The organism is Deltaproteobacteria bacterium, assembly GCA_029860075.1.
In the GTDB taxonomy this organism is placed as follows: Bacteria; Desulfobacterota; JADFVX01; order JADFVX01; family JADFVX01; genus JAOUBX01.
On sequence record JAOUBX010000025.1, the window covers coordinates 25,597 to 41,179 of the forward strand.

15 protein-coding genes are annotated in these 15,583 nt (G+C 41.9%); 7 read left to right on the forward strand and 8 right to left on the reverse strand.

What is annotated here, in order from left to right; all coding sequences use genetic code 11:
- Window positions 1-34 precede the first annotated feature (34 nt).
- Window positions 35-1,372, reverse strand: coding sequence for a signal recognition particle protein (gene ffh, locus OEV42_09385; protein ID MDH3974477.1), 1,338 nt, complete (start codon window positions 1,370-1,372; stop codon window positions 35-37).
- Window positions 1,373-1,591: 219 nt separating this feature from the next.
- Window positions 1,592-2,806 carry a glycosyltransferase family 9 protein gene (locus OEV42_09390; protein ID MDH3974478.1) on the reverse strand — a complete coding sequence of 405 codons (1,215 nt, stop codon included), beginning with the start codon at window positions 2,804-2,806 and terminating at the stop codon, window positions 1,592-1,594.
- Between the two features lie 486 nt (window positions 2,807-3,292).
- Between OEV42_09390 and OEV42_09395 the strand changes: the two genes are divergently transcribed.
- The 4 genes from OEV42_09395 (at window position 3,293) to OEV42_09410 (ending at window position 5,560) form a co-directional block, all read left to right on the forward strand.
- A complete protein-coding gene (locus OEV42_09395) occupies window positions 3,293-4,033 on the forward strand; it encodes a hypothetical protein (GenBank protein ID MDH3974479.1) in 741 nt (246 codons plus the stop codon).
- A gap of 57 nt (window positions 4,034-4,090) precedes the next feature.
- Window positions 4,091-4,507, forward strand: a complete 417-nt coding sequence (locus OEV42_09400; GenBank protein ID MDH3974480.1) for a hypothetical protein — start codon at window positions 4,091-4,093, stop codon at window positions 4,505-4,507.
- Window positions 4,508-4,566: 59 nt separating this feature from the next.
- On the forward strand, window positions 4,567-5,022 hold the full coding sequence (locus OEV42_09405) for a hypothetical protein (GenBank protein MDH3974481.1): 456 nt from the start codon (window positions 4,567-4,569) through the stop codon (window positions 5,020-5,022).
- A gap of 97 nt (window positions 5,023-5,119) precedes the next feature.
- The gene (locus OEV42_09410) at window positions 5,120-5,560 is read left to right on the forward strand and encodes a YtoQ family protein (GenBank protein ID MDH3974482.1); all 441 of its coding nucleotides are present in this window, start codon (window positions 5,120-5,122) and stop codon (window positions 5,558-5,560) included.
- A gap of 322 nt (window positions 5,561-5,882) precedes the next feature.
- On the opposite strand, the gene OEV42_09415 is transcribed toward OEV42_09410, so the two are convergent.
- Together OEV42_09415 and OEV42_09420 are read right to left on the reverse strand one after the other, a co-directional pair.
- A complete protein-coding gene (locus OEV42_09415) occupies window positions 5,883-6,560 on the reverse strand; it encodes a zf-TFIIB domain-containing protein (GenBank protein ID MDH3974483.1) in 678 nt (225 codons plus the stop codon).
- A 178-nt stretch (window positions 6,561-6,738) separates the two neighbouring features.
- Window positions 6,739-7,752, reverse strand: a complete 1,014-nt coding sequence (locus tag OEV42_09420; GenBank protein ID MDH3974484.1) for an SPFH domain-containing protein — start codon at window positions 7,750-7,752, stop codon at window positions 6,739-6,741.
- A gap of 392 nt (window positions 7,753-8,144) precedes the next feature.
- Between OEV42_09420 and OEV42_09425 the strand changes: the two genes are divergently transcribed.
- The 3 genes from OEV42_09425 to OEV42_09435 all read left to right on the forward strand — a co-directional run bounded on the left by OEV42_09425 (window position 8,145) and on the right by OEV42_09435 (window position 9,977).
- Window positions 8,145-8,618 carry a hypothetical protein gene (locus tag OEV42_09425; protein MDH3974485.1) on the forward strand — a complete coding sequence of 158 codons (474 nt, stop codon included), beginning with the start codon at window positions 8,145-8,147 and terminating at the stop codon, window positions 8,616-8,618.
- 39 nt (window positions 8,619-8,657) lie between these two features.
- On the forward strand, window positions 8,658-9,242 hold the full coding sequence (locus tag OEV42_09430; protein ID MDH3974486.1) for a DUF1287 domain-containing protein: 585 nt from the start codon (window positions 8,658-8,660) through the stop codon (window positions 9,240-9,242).
- A gap of 225 nt (window positions 9,243-9,467) precedes the next feature.
- A complete protein-coding gene (locus tag OEV42_09435; GenBank protein ID MDH3974487.1) occupies window positions 9,468-9,977 on the forward strand; it encodes a hypothetical protein in 510 nt (169 codons plus the stop codon).
- Between the two features lie 44 nt (window positions 9,978-10,021).
- Here OEV42_09435 and OEV42_09440 read toward each other — a convergent pair whose 3' ends face one another.
- From OEV42_09440 to OEV42_09455, 4 genes are all read right to left on the reverse strand, one after another.
- Window positions 10,022-10,933, reverse strand: coding sequence for a flippase-like domain-containing protein (locus OEV42_09440; GenBank protein ID MDH3974488.1), 912 nt, complete (start codon window positions 10,931-10,933; stop codon window positions 10,022-10,024).
- A gap of 335 nt (window positions 10,934-11,268) precedes the next feature.
- Window positions 11,269-12,678 (reverse strand): glycosyltransferase family 39 protein, encoded by a 1,410-nt coding sequence (locus OEV42_09445; GenBank protein ID MDH3974489.1) that lies wholly within the window; start codon window positions 12,676-12,678, stop codon window positions 11,269-11,271.
- Window positions 12,662-13,246, reverse strand: a complete 585-nt coding sequence (locus tag OEV42_09450; GenBank protein ID MDH3974490.1) for a phosphatase PAP2 family protein — start codon at window positions 13,244-13,246, stop codon at window positions 12,662-12,664. The genes OEV42_09445 and OEV42_09450 overlap by 17 nt, the downstream gene beginning before the upstream one ends.
- A gap of 308 nt (window positions 13,247-13,554) precedes the next feature.
- Window positions 13,555-15,546 (reverse strand): sulfatase-like hydrolase/transferase, encoded by a 1,992-nt coding sequence (locus OEV42_09455; protein MDH3974491.1) that lies wholly within the window; start codon window positions 15,544-15,546, stop codon window positions 13,555-13,557.
- Between the last annotated feature and the right edge of the window lie 37 nt (window positions 15,547-15,583).

The window sequence follows — 15,583 nt, forward strand, 5'->3', positions numbered from 1 at the left end:
GTTCTCCCTTTTTCTTCTTTAGTTTGATTGTTTTTTAAAAATTAAAGGGCATGGATCCCCTTTTTAAACCTTTCATCCCCATTTTGGAGAAGCTTTTCATCATTTTTTGCGCCTGTTGGAATTTTTTTAGCAACTTGTTTACGTCCTGCACTTGTGTTCCGCTTCCTTTGGCAATTCTGAGGCGCCTGCTTCCATTGATGATTGAAGGCTTACGGCGCTCCACGCGTGTCATTGAGTCGATAATGGATTCAATCTTCTTAAATTCCCCTTCGGCAGGTTGCAAATCCATCTTTTTCATTTTCCCCATGCCGGGAATCATGCCGAGGATCTGGTCAAATGAACCCACCTTTTTCATCATCTGGAGTTGCTTTTTAAAGTCCTCAAGATCGAAGTTGTTCTTCTTTAACTTATCTTCCAGGTCTGCCGTATCTTCACCATCAAATGCCCTGGCCGCTTTTTCAACGAGAGAAAGTACGTCACCCATGTCGAGAATTCTCGACGTCATCCTGTCAGGGTGGAAGGTTTCCAGTGCATCTGATTTTTCACCGATACCGACAAATTTGATCGGCTTGCCCGTCACGGCACGGATGGAAAGGGCGGCGCCGCCTCTCGCATCACCATCGAGCTTGGTAAGAATCACGCCGGTAATACCGATGGATTCGTCAAACTGCGTGGCAATGTTGACTGCTTCCTGACCGGTCATGGCATCGGCCACAAAGAGTGTTTCCACAGGGGCAGTCGCTTCCTTGATGGCCTTTAGCTCATCCATAAGCGGGCCGTCAATCTGAAGCCGTCCCGCGCTGTCTATAAGGAGGGCATCAAAGGTGTTAACCCTTGCATGTTCCATGGCCTGCTTACATATATCAAGGGGCGTCATGTCAGTGGCGCTGTCAAAGACTTCAATGGAAAGGTCCTGACCAAGCTTCTTTAGCTGCGTTATAGCAGCCGCTCTTTGCGTATCTGCCGGAACGAGGAGAACCTTTTTCTTCCTCTCTTCCTTTAGCAGCCTTGCCAGCTTGGCCGAAGTCGTCGTCTTACCGGACCCCTGAAGGCCGGCCAGCAGAATGGCAACCGGCGGTCTTGCGCCAAGATCAAGTTCCGCCGTTTCTCCGCCAAGGAGGGATTCCATTTCATCCTTGACGATCTTGATAACCTGCTGGGCCGGGGTAAGACTGTCCAGGACCTCATGTCCAATAGCCCTTTCCCTGATGGAAGCAACGAAATTTTTAACGACCTTGAAATTAACGTCCGCTTCAAGGAGAACCATCCTGATTTCCTTGAGTACGGCATCGATATCTTTCTCTGTAAGCTTTCCCCTGCCTTTAAGGTTTTTAAAGACACGATTAAGCTTGTCTGTCAGTCCTTCAAACATATCTTCCTTCCATCCATGAAACCGCAAATTTTAATGCAAAACCATAGGAAAAGTCAAGGAAAATACACAAGATATGGGGCATAGCATGGACTGGATCTACCTCTTATCCAATAATAAAGATTTATAGGAAAAGTTTTTAACCACAAAGACACAAAGAGCACGGAGAATTTATGATTTTTTCCTTTGTGTCCTTAGTGTCTTCGTGGTGCCTTTATCAAGTTACTTCTTATAACGCTTTTTAATCTCCTTCATCACCATTTCAGGTGAAATCATCTTTAGGCACTGGTTGTCGGTGCAGGCTGTCTTGCGGTGATTCCATGCACTCACGCAAGGAGAGCAGGCAAGATCAGCATAAATGGGGTAGGATTTTCCAAGTGAGCCATAGAGATTTGGTGTTTCCGGCCCGAAAAGAACGAAAGTGAGCATGTCGGTAATAGACGAAAAGTGGCCCGGCCCGGAATCGTTGGAGACCATAAAGTCACTAATGCTATAAAGAATGGGCAGTTGAAGGAACTTCACTTCGCCTGCAAAGTTGATGCACCTGTCGCTTCCCACGTTTCGCTTTAGCATGGCTGCTTCGCCTCTTTCTCCAGGTGAACCGGTAATGAGGACAAGTATCTTTTTGTCCATTTTGAGGATTTCCTTGATCAATTCAGCATAGTTATCCATTGGCCAGCGGCGTTGGGTTAGCAGTTCGCTGGCGTTGGGATTGATAAGGACGATCTTGTCTTTTGAGGTGTTATAGGTCTCAAAATTCTTTTTTACTATCTCCCTGACCACACCCTTTTCTTCTTCCGTAAATGTGATTTTTTTAAGTTTTATTTCACTGTTTTTGACAATTGTTTTTGAAAAGGGAACTTCTTTGCTTTTTGCTGTTAAAGAGTTAACCAGGGCGATAAAATTTTTGGCAATATGGGTATGCGGATTATAGGCGACTTTGTGAGTCAAAAAATCGCCGCGATAGAGGCCCTCATTGTGAAAAGCATGAAAACCGACCGTATTGGAAGCTCCGCTAAATCCTGTTAAAAGGGCCGTAAAGCGGGAAAAAAGCTCCAGGTCGATAATGGTGTCGATATTTTTTGAACGTGTCCAGGAGAGGAAACTGAGCGTATCGACAGCGAGGTTTACAATGCCGTCTGCCCTGATTGTAAAAATGTTTTCCTGTGGAACCGTGCCGAGCAGATCGAGGCTGGGCTTGTTTTTCTTGAAGATTACAAAAAAGAGATTGGCTTTCAGGTCTTTCTTGATCTTCTCCATGGCCGGATCGACAAGAATGGCGCTACCCATTTCAGAAAGCTCGATGAGGAGTACATTTTTCGGTTCTCTCTCTTCCTTTCCCCTGAAGAAATTAATGAGTTTTATAATAATCGTGCCTATCAGGCAGAGGGGAACTCCAACATAATAGTCGATGTTCCGCATGGTATCTACTTTCATTCTAACTCCGTTACGCTTTAATAAGCGCCATATAATACACTATTGTCTTCTTTTTTGCACTCTTTTCGAGGTAAAAGATTGGTTAGACACAGATTTACACTGATTGTTTATGATTTTTAAAACCTTGCTTTGACAGGATTAACAGGATATAAAATTTCTTCACACATCCTGTGGATCTTGGTGTCCGGATGCCTGGAGGATTGCGGTGAGAGGTGGATTTAAAACCTTCATTCTGACAGAATTTACATGATTGCTGTGATGAAAAGATAACATTAGATCTTACTTGTCATTCCCGCGAGGCGGGAATCCAGTTTTCTAAATTAGAAATTCCTTTTGTTCCCCAAAATCATTTGTGCTATAAAAAATAAAAAGGTATAGGGGAAGGCTAATTGGTAAACCTAAATAATTGAAAAATAAAAAGTATGGGATTTAGGGTGTTAGAAGAAAAGTATTAATATCTTAAATTTATAGTGGGAGAAAAAAACTATGAAACAGCTTGTTTTTACATTTTTCATTTTTGGCTTGTTATTAATTTCTAATACCTCAAGTGCAGACGAGCCAGAGGTTCTAAATGAATATTTTGGTCCTGGAGGGATTAAAGATAAGTATTCAGCTTATTATGGTGAAATGCTTGAGTATTACGTTGAAAAACCCACATTGGGTGAAAATCTTCCAGCAGATGTATCTGTAACTTACAGGAAGTTGAGTCAGACAGAGAACAGAGCTGTTTATGCAGTCCTATTGAGTGACGGGAAACAAAGCCAGGATTGGTATGTATTCCTTATAAAAGATAAGAGTAACTGGAAAATTGAGGCAATTCGAGGTTTGGCTCTTCCAGGATTATTTTTTCTCTTTTTGGAGGAACTAGAGAAAAAAACGTCTCGAACTCAAGAAGAAGAATGGACTTACCAAAATATGCTTTTAACTAGTAAAAGTGATAAGTATTTAAAGGTTTTTTTTAGAGATAACCTTAATAAATTCAAAGAGATCCTTAAGTTTTTTACAACAGGTGATAAAGAGCGCTCCAAAAAAACAGCAAAGAAATTATTTTTAAATTCTGTTTATAAGGATGGGGGTGTTATTAATTTTAATATAGGTGGAATGATTGACAACTCAGTTGGTTTCTTATATGTGCCTGTTGATAAAAGTCCCCCTTCCATGAGTCCAAAAGATTTTATTTATATAGAACAGATAACAGATGGTTGGTACATTTATAAGACAACATAGTGTTAATTATTAAAATTGACTGTATGAATTATTATTGACTAGCGAAGGGCATAACAATTGGATTTTAAGTATACCGAATACGATGGTAAAAAAGGTGCACTGATTCTCACTGAAGAAGGTTTGTATTTTCAACCTTACGCAATACCTAAAGATTCATTCTCATATTTTGGTGACTCTCTTTCTATCGGCATTACAGGTATTTTTGGCGCAATTAATCTGACGAAAAAGATTGAAGAATCAGAATCTCCAAGTCCTGGGGAAGTGGCTCGCTTTTTAAGAAATGAATTTTCATTGGAAGAACTTAAAGAAAAAAAGCTTGTTACCTTCTTTCCCTGGAGTAAAGTCAAAGAGGTGAAAAATCGCACTCTTATGGGAACTGTAGAAGTGAAATTTAATCAGGGGCAAGTGATTAAACTGACTGATCCGAAGGAACGGAAGGAGGCATATGAAATTATCCTAAATAAATTGGAGTAGCTTTTTTTTAAAATAGTTTGGGAAAATTTTTTTATCTAAATTTATGTTGGGAGGTCTATATGAGAATTATTCTTTTTAATTTTATTGTACTTTCTCTTTTGGTAAGTAATGCTCATGCCGGAGTCTCAGATATTAAAAGTATGAGAAAGCAATCTAACGGTAAATTTGATGTTGTCTGTACAAATAACGCCACAGAAACGGTTAGTGCTGAAAGCATATTGAAAAATGAAGTTTGTGGTAATAGGGTACCGGCTTCAAATGAAAGCTTTATTTGTACGGGTAACGAGTCCAGAAATGAGTTTTTTATAACCAGAGTTTCAGATCGTAAAAGAATAGGAAGAAAGACAAGTTTTGAAAAATGCCAAAAAATTGTTAGCGCGACTAAAAAAGGCCTGGTTTGTACCGGAAATGAGCAACGAGATGAGTTTTTTATAACAGATACTTCAAATGAACAAAGAATAGGACGCAAGATGAGTTTTGAAAAATGTCTAAAGTCTATTAGTGCAGGGCAATAAGAGAGGAATTCCTTTCATTCGAATTACGGTTTTTTGTAATAACTTCAATTTAATACAGGCAGAAAAGAAATCTAATACATTTAAAGGAGATTAAACATTGGCATTTACAGTATACCTTTCAGGAGAAATACATACAGATTGGCGGGACAGGATTAAAGAAGGGGCAAAAGCAAAGGGCCTTGATATTACCTTTACTTCAGCAGTAACGGATCATGAAGCGAGTGATGCAGCAGGTGACGTTCTGGGTGAGGAAGCCAATCAATTCTGGCGGGATCATAAGTCGGCCAAGGTGAATGCTATTCGCACGAAGAGCCTTATTGAAAAGAGCGACCTTGTTGTTGTTCGTTTCGGTGATAAATACAAGCAGTGGAATGCCGCCTTTGATGCAGGTTTTTGTGCGGCACTTGGAAAACCTTATGTAACTTTGCATGGTGAGGATATTATTCATCCGCTGAAAGAGGTGGATGGTTCGGCAATGGCCTGGGCGACGACACCGGAGCAGGTGGTGGATATATTGGTGTATGTGGTGGGGGAGTGACGAGGAACTTGTCTCCCCTCCTTGATTAGGAGCACCCACAGGGCATAAAGGGATTAAGGGGTGGTCAAACAAAATTATCTGAATAATTACTTTTATTCTCTTTGAGAATCATACTTTTCTTTGGCGGCAAAGAAAAGTATGCAAAAGAAAGCCGCCCTGCAACTTTGGCCTTCGGCTTCCCTCGTTCACGCAGCTGATTGTGGCGGGGATAAAAACTCGCTTCGCTCAGACAGTTTATCCCCTTTCCCCACAATAATCTGCTCCACTCGGCTGTGTTGAATGGGAAATAAAAAGAAGTTTTTTTTGTAGAGACTTTAAATCTTTAAGTAAATAACCTGGAAATCAAATTTGATATACTGGTGGCAATATCGTCGTCAAGATCGAGGTCGGACATACTGAAATTTCCGTTTCGAATGGTTTTTTCGTGGAAAATAGTCCCATCCCTTTTCCATTGCTTCTCTATCTTTTTTTCCCGGGCTGCCTTTTTATCATGCAGCAGTCTGCCACCCGCTTTTCGCCACTCCATGATTTGTTTTAATTCTCCACCGTCAAGCCAGATGCCGTGATTCTTGCAGCGGTCTATAATGACGCCGCTTCTTTTACCAAAGTTGGCCCGGTTCATTATGTTTGTACAGACCGGGCATTTGATGTATTGAATCTTTCTTTTCTGATTGGCCCTGTCTTTGACCAGTTTATTAAGACTTCTGTGGTCAATGCGAAAAATATTGGTAACACTTTTTTCAAGAAGCGCTTCCAGCTCTCCGGGATCGAAGAAGAGGCCCATGCATTTATCGCAGCGTTCGATGTAGTATTTGCCGTCGCCAGCCAGGTTGATAGTCTGCAGCGGGATGTTGCAGGTTGGACAGATACGTTCCGAGTCCGGTTTTGAAACGGTATATTCGTGAATACCTTTCAGATCCACGTCATTGCGGCTGTGACAATATTCGCAGATCGTCGTATGGGCCGGAAGGGGTGCTGAACAGCTTGAACAGTTAGCCATGATAAGTGATGGACAGTTAATATTGAAAAAAATAATTAGACACTGATTAGCACGGATTCAATATGATTTTCACAGATAAGGATTTTATAAGAGTTAATTGTTAACTTTTTCAAATTTTAATCTTTTAAAAATCATAAAAAAATCTGTGTAAATCTGCGTCTAATTTCTCTTGTTATTACTACATTCTGTCCAGAATCTCCTTTTTCTTTTGATCGTACTCTTCCTTTTCAATAAGCTCGGCATCGAGCATTTCTTTCAGTTTTTTAAGGACGATCATGGGATCTTCTTTTCCCGGTTGAGCAGGCTGGTTATTTTGAGGCTTGAAACTTTCCGACAGCATCTGGCCGAAACCGATCCCGGCGCCGAGGCCCATTCCAACACCGGCGCCGCCCCCTTCATTTTTTGCTGCGTCGCGCATGGCTTGCAGCTTTTGCATTTCCGTATAGTTTATACCCGCTTTTTCTGCTGCCTGGGCTTCAGCCATAACGTCGGCTATTCGGTTGATGCGGTCTTCCGTATTTTCATCGAAGTTGGTTCCTTCGATTCGAAAGTCGGTAATTTCAAAACCGAGTTTGATAAAATCCGAGTTAATTTTCTGATGAATACCGGAAGAAAGTTCTTCACGTCCGGCATCGATTTCGGCATAGGAGAATTTAGATTCGGCCATATAGTCCGTTAAGGGCTGGATTATGCGGGAATTCATTACCTCCTTGAACTGGTCAACTGAATAGTTGTCTTTAGCTCCCACTACCGTAGTAAAGAAAAAGTCCGGCTTTACTATTTTGAAACTGTAATTTCCGTAGGCCTTTAGTCCCACGGGGAATTGATACTTGGGGTCTTCATATTTAATGATCGATGTGGTGCCCCATTTTTGATTAAGAATTTTGGTGGTTTTAAAGTAATAGAGACCAACCTTATGTTCACTCTCAAAGAACTGCATGAATTTTTTAATGGTCGTCCAGAAGGGGACGTTGGCCGTTTTGAGATTGACTATGCCTGTATTAGTGATAACCGCTTCCACGCTTCCTTCGTAAACAAAGATGCAGCCCTGACCGGGATTGACAATCAGTTTGGAGGCGTTCTTTATTTCATCGCCGTTATCGCTCCATCGGTAAAAGAGATCATCCGGCGCAGGGTTGTCCCACTCAATTACGGAACGGAGCTGTCTTCTGATTCCATCGATAATTGCCATTTTTTTTCCTCCTGAAATTATCTTATGGGTTCATGGCTTTTTATGAGATAGTTAAACTATAAAAGAAATTGACAAAAATTCAAATAGATAATTGCTCTTTTCCCGGTCATAGATGAATGGCCGAAGCCTTATGCATTCGCTCCGTGCCATATTCATCCAAAAAAGCATTTACAAAGGCGGTTTGTTGAGGTATAAAAAAGAATCAATCATTTCGGGGGGATGGAAATGGGAAACGTGAAAAAAAGAAATTTGAAGAGTCCGAACCGGTAACGGTTTTGGGCTTTTTTTATGCACGAATAATAGTAATCCCTACTTATACCCACAGGGCATAAGTTTCGTTTGAGCAGGCAAGCTGCTCAACTCAGCTTTAGCCTGAAAATCAAGGAAAGGATATGTCTAAAAGTAAAAAATATTTGAAAATATCTCTAGTGTTTCTTTTAGGTGTGATATTTGGCGGCTTTGCCGGTGGTTATTTGGGTTTCCAATTGAGCAAACCCATTAACTCTATGGGCTACCTTATGGCTTCTGCAAGTTTGGGTAACTACTCATACCTTCAGTATCAAAACGCTTCATACGAAGATGCGAAAAAAGCCTTGCTTGAATATATACAATTTTGTGACGAGTTAAAGCGACAGTTAAATGCTGAATTTCTTTTTGGGAAAGAAATATGTGTAATAGACTCAGGTACAGCATATGCTCGGTTGGCTGTCTTGGAAGGGAAGCGAGGAAAGACAGAAAAGTATAAAAGCTACATGAAGGAAGCTCAAGCTAAGTATCAAAGTGGTGGCTGGAAGGACTTTTCAGAAAAGAAAATTTTAAAATTTCTTACTAAAGTTGATTCAAAGAATTTTATAAACAAAGAATGAAGGCTTGACCCTTAATTTTTTTGTTATGTTTGAAAAATTATGAACTTAATAAGATTGCTTCTAATTTGGTTGATCCTACTGCCGGTTCAATCTTTTGCAGTCACAAGTAGCGAACTGGTGAAGGCCGCAATAGAGAGGGCAAATTTTCGAGTAGTTTATGATGGCAGTTATTACTCGATAAAATATCCTGGTGGTGATGTGCCAGAAAATATCGGTGTTTGTACGGATGTTGTAATCAGGTCTTACCGAAAAATCGGCATCGACCTCCAGAAATTAGTTCATCAGGATATGAAAGCTAACTTTTCAAAATACCCATCAAAAAAGATCTGGGGATTGAGTCGGCCTGATACAAACATTGACCATAGGCGTGTGCCCAATTTGCAAGCTTTCTTCTCTCGTTTTGGCCAGGTACTTTCTATTTCAAAGAAAGCCGAAGACTATTCACCGGGAGACCTTGTAACTTGGATGATTCCAGGTAATTTACCTCATATTGGAATTGTAACAGACAAATACAATGTAGAAACAGGTAACCCTATGATTGTTCATAATATTGGTAGAGGGCCAAAGCTTGAGGATATGCTTTTTTCATTCCCAATTACCGGACATTATAGATATTTACCTTAAAAAACATAATTAAAAGTTTCAATGGGAGCGGTGATGAGTGCCCGTAATGTTGCCCGTAACGACGTACGGTCCGACTCCAGGCTACAGCCTGCCTGTCTTCGTGGACAAAACCCATGCTTTGAGACCGAAGTTTTTAATAAAAACTTGTTGGGCCTCACCAAACAAATGAAGATTCTAGTTGCTACTTTTTGTTTACTTTTACCGACAGTTGCGTTGGCAGAATCCTTGCCTGACAGTTTGGAAAGATGGAAAGACATCTCCAAGTTCTTCTGGTCTATGGATTTTTCAAACGAGAAACGCTTCAAGTCTGAATTGAAGGCTTATTATGGGACGATTTATCGTGGAAAATTACTCAAGGATTTGACGCAGTGGGTGGACAGAGAGAATTTGGAAAGCGAGTACTACTCATATTATTTCAGCGACTTGAAGGATACTAAACTTATCAAGCTCACATCAAAAGGTAAGAATCGCTACGAAGCTGACACAGTACAAAACTCCTGCTACTCTCTCGAATACAACCCACCGGCGATGGAGATTGTCGTAGCTGACTATAAAGTCAAAAACCTGACACAAGAGCAGGTAAACAGGTGGCTCACTTCACTCAAGCCTACAGATATAGGTGAAATATGTTTAACTATCAGCCACCATGTCAGAATTCAGCTAAATCCCTCAGATCATCTGGTTGTTTCGGAACAATGGAACATCGTAGAGTCGACTGCACGACTTAACCCCTAATAATGAGCTTCAGACGAAGCCAGAATAACTCAGAAAATTCTTTTCTATATCCTGCTTTTCGACTGTACCCAGAATATCATACCGGGTAGACTGTGAAAGATAACAATAAGCCCGTAGAGGATGGAGATTGAAAGCACGGCCTCTTTTGGTGCGCCTATAAGAAGAAAGATTCCCACCATAGCCCCTTCACGTACTCCCCAACCCGCCAGCGATATAGGAATTAAGGTAAAGAGAAAGACAGGGGGCATGATAACAAGATAGGCGCCCAGCCCATATTCCAGCCCGATAGCCAGTGCTATGGCATAGATGCAGAGTATGGAGCAGAGGTGGATAATTACTGATAAAATCAACTGTCCACTGATGTTGGGGATATTGCTATAGACCTTCCTGAAGCGTTTTGAAAGATCATAAAAAAGGTCTAAAAACCTGATCTTCGACATGAACTTGGCTTTTCTCAGCATAACAAGGACGATAAAGCCTGTAATGCTTCCTGTGCAGGTGAGATTGATTAAACGGTAAAGCCAGGTTGGGAGAAGATCACTATAAGTAAAATTGGCAGCAAGGTTTAATAGAAGCAGGCCAAGCAGACCTACAATACGGTCGATAAAAATACCGTAAAAGGCCTCTCGCTTCCTATAGCCCAGTCCCCCCAGTTCGAGAACCCTCACGGCATCACCGCCGATGCTTCCCGGCAGTGCCTGGTTGAAAAAAGTCCCCTTGAAATAGCTCTTAATGTAGAACCATGTGCTTTCCTTGAAGTCGAGGGTCTTCATGATGATGTTCCATCGCAGTGAAGAGACGAAGGTGCTTAGAAACTGGAATGCTACGGCAGGGATCAGGTAGAGTGGATTGATCTCTTTTAGTATCTTCAAGAGAGAGGGAAAGTCGACAAAGCGGAAGATGACCGTAAGGAGGATGATAGTGATGGCTGTTTTGATTAGGGTTTTTATGTTCATGCTTACTTTTTAATTAACTTTTTGAAAATTCCGGTAAAAAATTATTTTTCGTCTTTGCGAGGTCAATTAGACCGAAGCAATTATTATTTCATATTTTGTACTATATCCATCTGTGATGTCATTTCGACGGTCAGGAGAAATCTTACTAACCTTTTTTCACTCAAGAAAAAGATTTTTCACATGCCTTCGAAATGACAAATAATGAGTTCTGATCTTGTACTAAATTTAGTACATTCCACCAACATTGAGATAAGATCCAAGACCTTTGGATTGCTTCGTCGTTTACACTCCTCGCAATGACAGCTTAATCTGCAACTTGAAAAAGTGACTAACTTCTAATTACTGCACCTGTAAATGTAGAAAGTCTTCTCCTTAAGGCCTTCTTTTTTCAACTTCACCTCTTCAAGGAGTTCCACCTTTTTAAATATTGTCGAAAGCTCTTTCTCTTCCGGTCTTTTGGAAAGAAATACCCCCTTTACTTTTCCAAAATCAATCCCTTTATCCCACATGGTGTACTGGCTGAAGCGGGTCGTTGACGGGATATGGGCCTGCCTTCCTCCACCTGCATAAAAACTGAACATGGCGGCGCGTCTCAAGTGGTCAGCCAGAAGAAGGTCACCGGGCTCAAGGTAGGAAGCTGCTTTTATGGCGGCTTCTTTTACACCGTAAATGCGGTTATGAATATTCATTTTTGGCGGCAGGAAAAAGAGGGCCGGAAAATGAAGGATGAGATTAAGGAGCACGGCAAGGGTAGCACCTGCAATGAAGGTCTTTTTAAGCTTATACTCTTTGACTGTATATGAAAAAATAATAAGGCCTGAAATGAAGGCTACTGCTACCCAGTTGAGTTCCATCTTTTTAAAAAGTCCCTTGTAAAGAAAAAAGAGGAGTGGAAAGAGATAGGTAATGGCAACGAAGAAACGCTTCTTATCATTCCAGTAGTTTTTAACTTTGAAACTTCCGTAAAGGAGAATACCGAAAAAAATGGGTGTAAAGATGGCGAAAAGACCGCCTGCAAATTCAAAGAACTTGTTCCATTTTATTTTAGCTACTTCCGATGTGCCGTGTTTGTACTGAAATGAAAAGCTTATCCAGTCGTGCTGGTAGTTCCAGTAGACGGCGGGAAGGAAAATTATGAAGGCCAGAATAATGGATGTCCATGGTTTTATTTGCAGCAGGTGTCGGGGTATTTTTATTATGATAAATAAAAGCAGCGCTGTGAGAAAGAGGACAGACGTATATTTACTGAGCATCATGGCGCCAATGAAAACACCGGCCAATAGGTAGTCCTTCCATTTTCCGCCGAAGAGAGCCTTGTATGAAAACCAGGCAGACAAGGCCCAGAACATAAGCAGCGGCGCATCAGGCGTGATGATGGTGTACCCCATGCTGATTGTGGGGATGATGGTATAGCTTACAAGAGAGAGCCAGGCAACGTCCTTGTCGTAGACCTCATTGGCCAGCTTGAAAATATACCACCCTGTAAGGGTCATGCAGAAGACGGCAGTTAGTCTCGTGAAGAATTCATGATCACTGAAAAGGGTAAAAATTTTGATCAGGTAAGCCACCATAGGAGGATGGTCGTAGTAGCTCAGTTGCAGCTTCTTGCTCCAGTACCAGTAATAGGCTTCATCAGGGTGAAGTTGGAGGGTAACATTGTAAATGGCGTGAAAGAGGGCGACAATGAGAAGAAGGCCCAGCGCATGGCTCTCCCTTAACTTTGAAGTATCAAGCTGCTTTATCATTTCTAAACATCCCGTAATGGAGTAAAAGGCTTGTCAGGTAAACAAAGGCAAAGGAGAAAATAACGTCACTCAGGAAGTGGCCTCCCTGGATGATTCTTACCATCCCGATTATTCCTCCGGCAGCAACTGCACTCCAGAAGATAACTCGTCTTCTCTTGCCTCTGTAGAGCAGAGCCAGTGCCACGAAGTAAAAACCGGCCGATGCATGGCCGCTGACGAAGGAACAATTTTTTTTGCACTGATCGGAAATGACAAAAGCGGGGGTGAATGTTTTACTTCCTGAAAATTCAACTATATGCCTCGGTCTTGCCCTGCCTGAAAATTCCTTCATAATGCCGTTGACCACAAGAAGCGGTCCCAGCAGCATTGCCATGATTAGATAGAGGTAGGCTTTCTTTTTTAAACCAAGTATTTCATCTCTTTTTTTAAATTGCATATAGGCATAGATGCCTATGATAGCAAGAACAATAATACCAGTCATGGATGGCGCATATTTATAGATCAATTTAAAAAGAGGGTAGCTTTTTGCGTAAAACCTGCCATCCGAAAAAAAGAGGGCGCTTGTCATCAGATCCAATTGTGGAAAGAGAATAAACACGATTGCAGTGGCTATTGAAAACACTAAAAATTTATAGGAAATATTAAGAATCAAGAGGTTATCCTGTACGGGTAATTCAGGGGAAAATGTAAATAGGGAAATATAAAGGAAAATGGCTATTTTTGCAAGGATTTATGATGTCAGCAACAGAGGGCACGGAGGAAAGACTTTTACCACCCCTAGCCCCTCCTTATCAAGGAGGGGGACAAATAACTCCCCTCCTATTTTAGGAGGGGTTGGGGGTGGTAAAGATAAAGCATCACTATTTCGGCTGAAAATCACTTTTCTTCCCGCTTATTATGATAAAGCAGATACTTGGCAAACTCATGAAAGCCGATAGCCATTTTTGACATGTAATCGGCTTTTTCCGGTTCTTTATCTTTAAGGTCTGCCGCTTCTGAAGAATGGAAGTCATAAAGCGCAAAGGATTCATCAGGCTCTACGTTAACGTAGTGATCGTTATCCATAAATCCGAACCTTGGCGGAAATTCGAAAGGCGTAAAGGTAAAGGCACCTCTTTTGCTTTCCAGCGCAGGATCAAGCACATTACGGCCAAGTGTTGTGTTTACGTAAGGCTTACCCATGAGCGCAGCCAGTGTGGGCATAACATCAAGTTCGCTCATAACGCAATCGATCCTTTTTCTCTCTTTTATCAGTTGAGGGGCGTAAATGAGAAAAGGAACATGGAAAGGGCCCGGAGAAAGTCCGCCAAAGCGCCTGTCATGGGACCCGTTGCCGGTGCCGTGGTCTCCGAAGATGAGAAAAACCGTATTGTCAAAGTATTGCTCTTTCCGTGCCAGGTCAAAGTAATAGCCCAGTGAATGGTCGAGAAACCTGAAGCCGTTGTACTCTTCAAGCGAGTAGAAGCCGTTTTCCGTAAGCACATCTTTATCTGCCTGTTCGGGCTCAAAGCCTTTTGAGTCATGGGGAATTTTAAAGGGGCGGTGATTGCCTGCCGTCTGGATAATAGCAAAGAAAGGTTCTTCCGTCTTTTGTGCAAGCATTTCATTGGCCTCCATGAAAAGGTCCGCATCGGAAATGCCCCATACGTCATGAACGGGGGAACGGTAAGCCCCTTCATCAATAATATTAAGATCATCGATATTGTGGGAGAGCATGCCCCGGATATTGCCCCAGTTGGCGCTGCCGCCGAGGAAGTAATGTTTGCCGTAGTCCTTAAAAGCATTAACAATGGTGTGCTGGTTGACGACGAGGGGGTTCCTTGATGATGACCGGCTTGTGCTTACATCGGGTATGCCGAAGAGGGCCGCAAAGAGTGATCTCGATGTATTTTCCATGGGAACATAGAAACGGCTGAAAAGAAGGCCCTCTTTGGACAGTGCGTCAAATCGGGGTGATGAATGAAGTATGGGGGCGCCAAGTACGCCTGTTTTATAAGCTGCAAAGGTCTCCATGAAGATAATAACCACGTTGGGATTGCCTGAAACAAGCGGTCTCGGCCGGCCCTCCCGTTTGAGGGAGAGCGTTTCCGCCGAAGCTTTGTCAACACTGAAAAAATCCACCATGAGGGGATAAAGTTCTTTCAGCTTTTCCCTGTCGTACTCAAAGGGTTTTTCTCCCAGGCTTTCAATGAAAAAGAGGACCGGATTGAGGGCCACGTTACAGATAAAGCTGTCTTTATGAAAAAAAGCATCACTCCAGCGCAGAGGATATCTCGATAACTTGCCGTAGCACAGGGCTGCCATAAGGAGGAAGAAAAGCCCGTTTAAAGTGATGCCAAGCCACAGTCCGGATGAAGATTCCCCCGCTGAAAGGAGGTTGCCCTCTATTGCTTTTAAAAGTCCGCTTTTATAAAAGAGAATAAAAAGAAAAAGAGTTATTGTCAGCTTGACAACAGGGTAGCTCTCCCGGACCATTTGCCACCAGATGCCGCCTGTATCCTTAAGGGCCAGCAGGCTGGCATTAATTCTTGACTGGAGATAGCTGAAATTGCCGAAATCTACAATGTAAAAAAGGATGGCCACCGATAAAATAATGATGTAGTACCACTCGGTAATAAAGAGACCCCACGACTCATGATAAAGGTTGATGCCCGGGATCCAGGAAAAAATGATGGCCGGAATGGTAATAAGTGAAATAAGCCTGGCATCGAATTTTATGCCAATATAGAGTGCCTTAAATGTGGGTGATGAAAATACCTTTACGTCGGACGGCCTGAAAGTGATGAAGAAGGCAATCCTCAGGATGGTCAATAAAGAGAGGTTAAATATGAAAAGCGTTGAAAAAAAAATAAGGTTTTCCGGAAGCATGTTTGTAAATTGCCTTAGGGTTGTTTTTTTGTAGCGC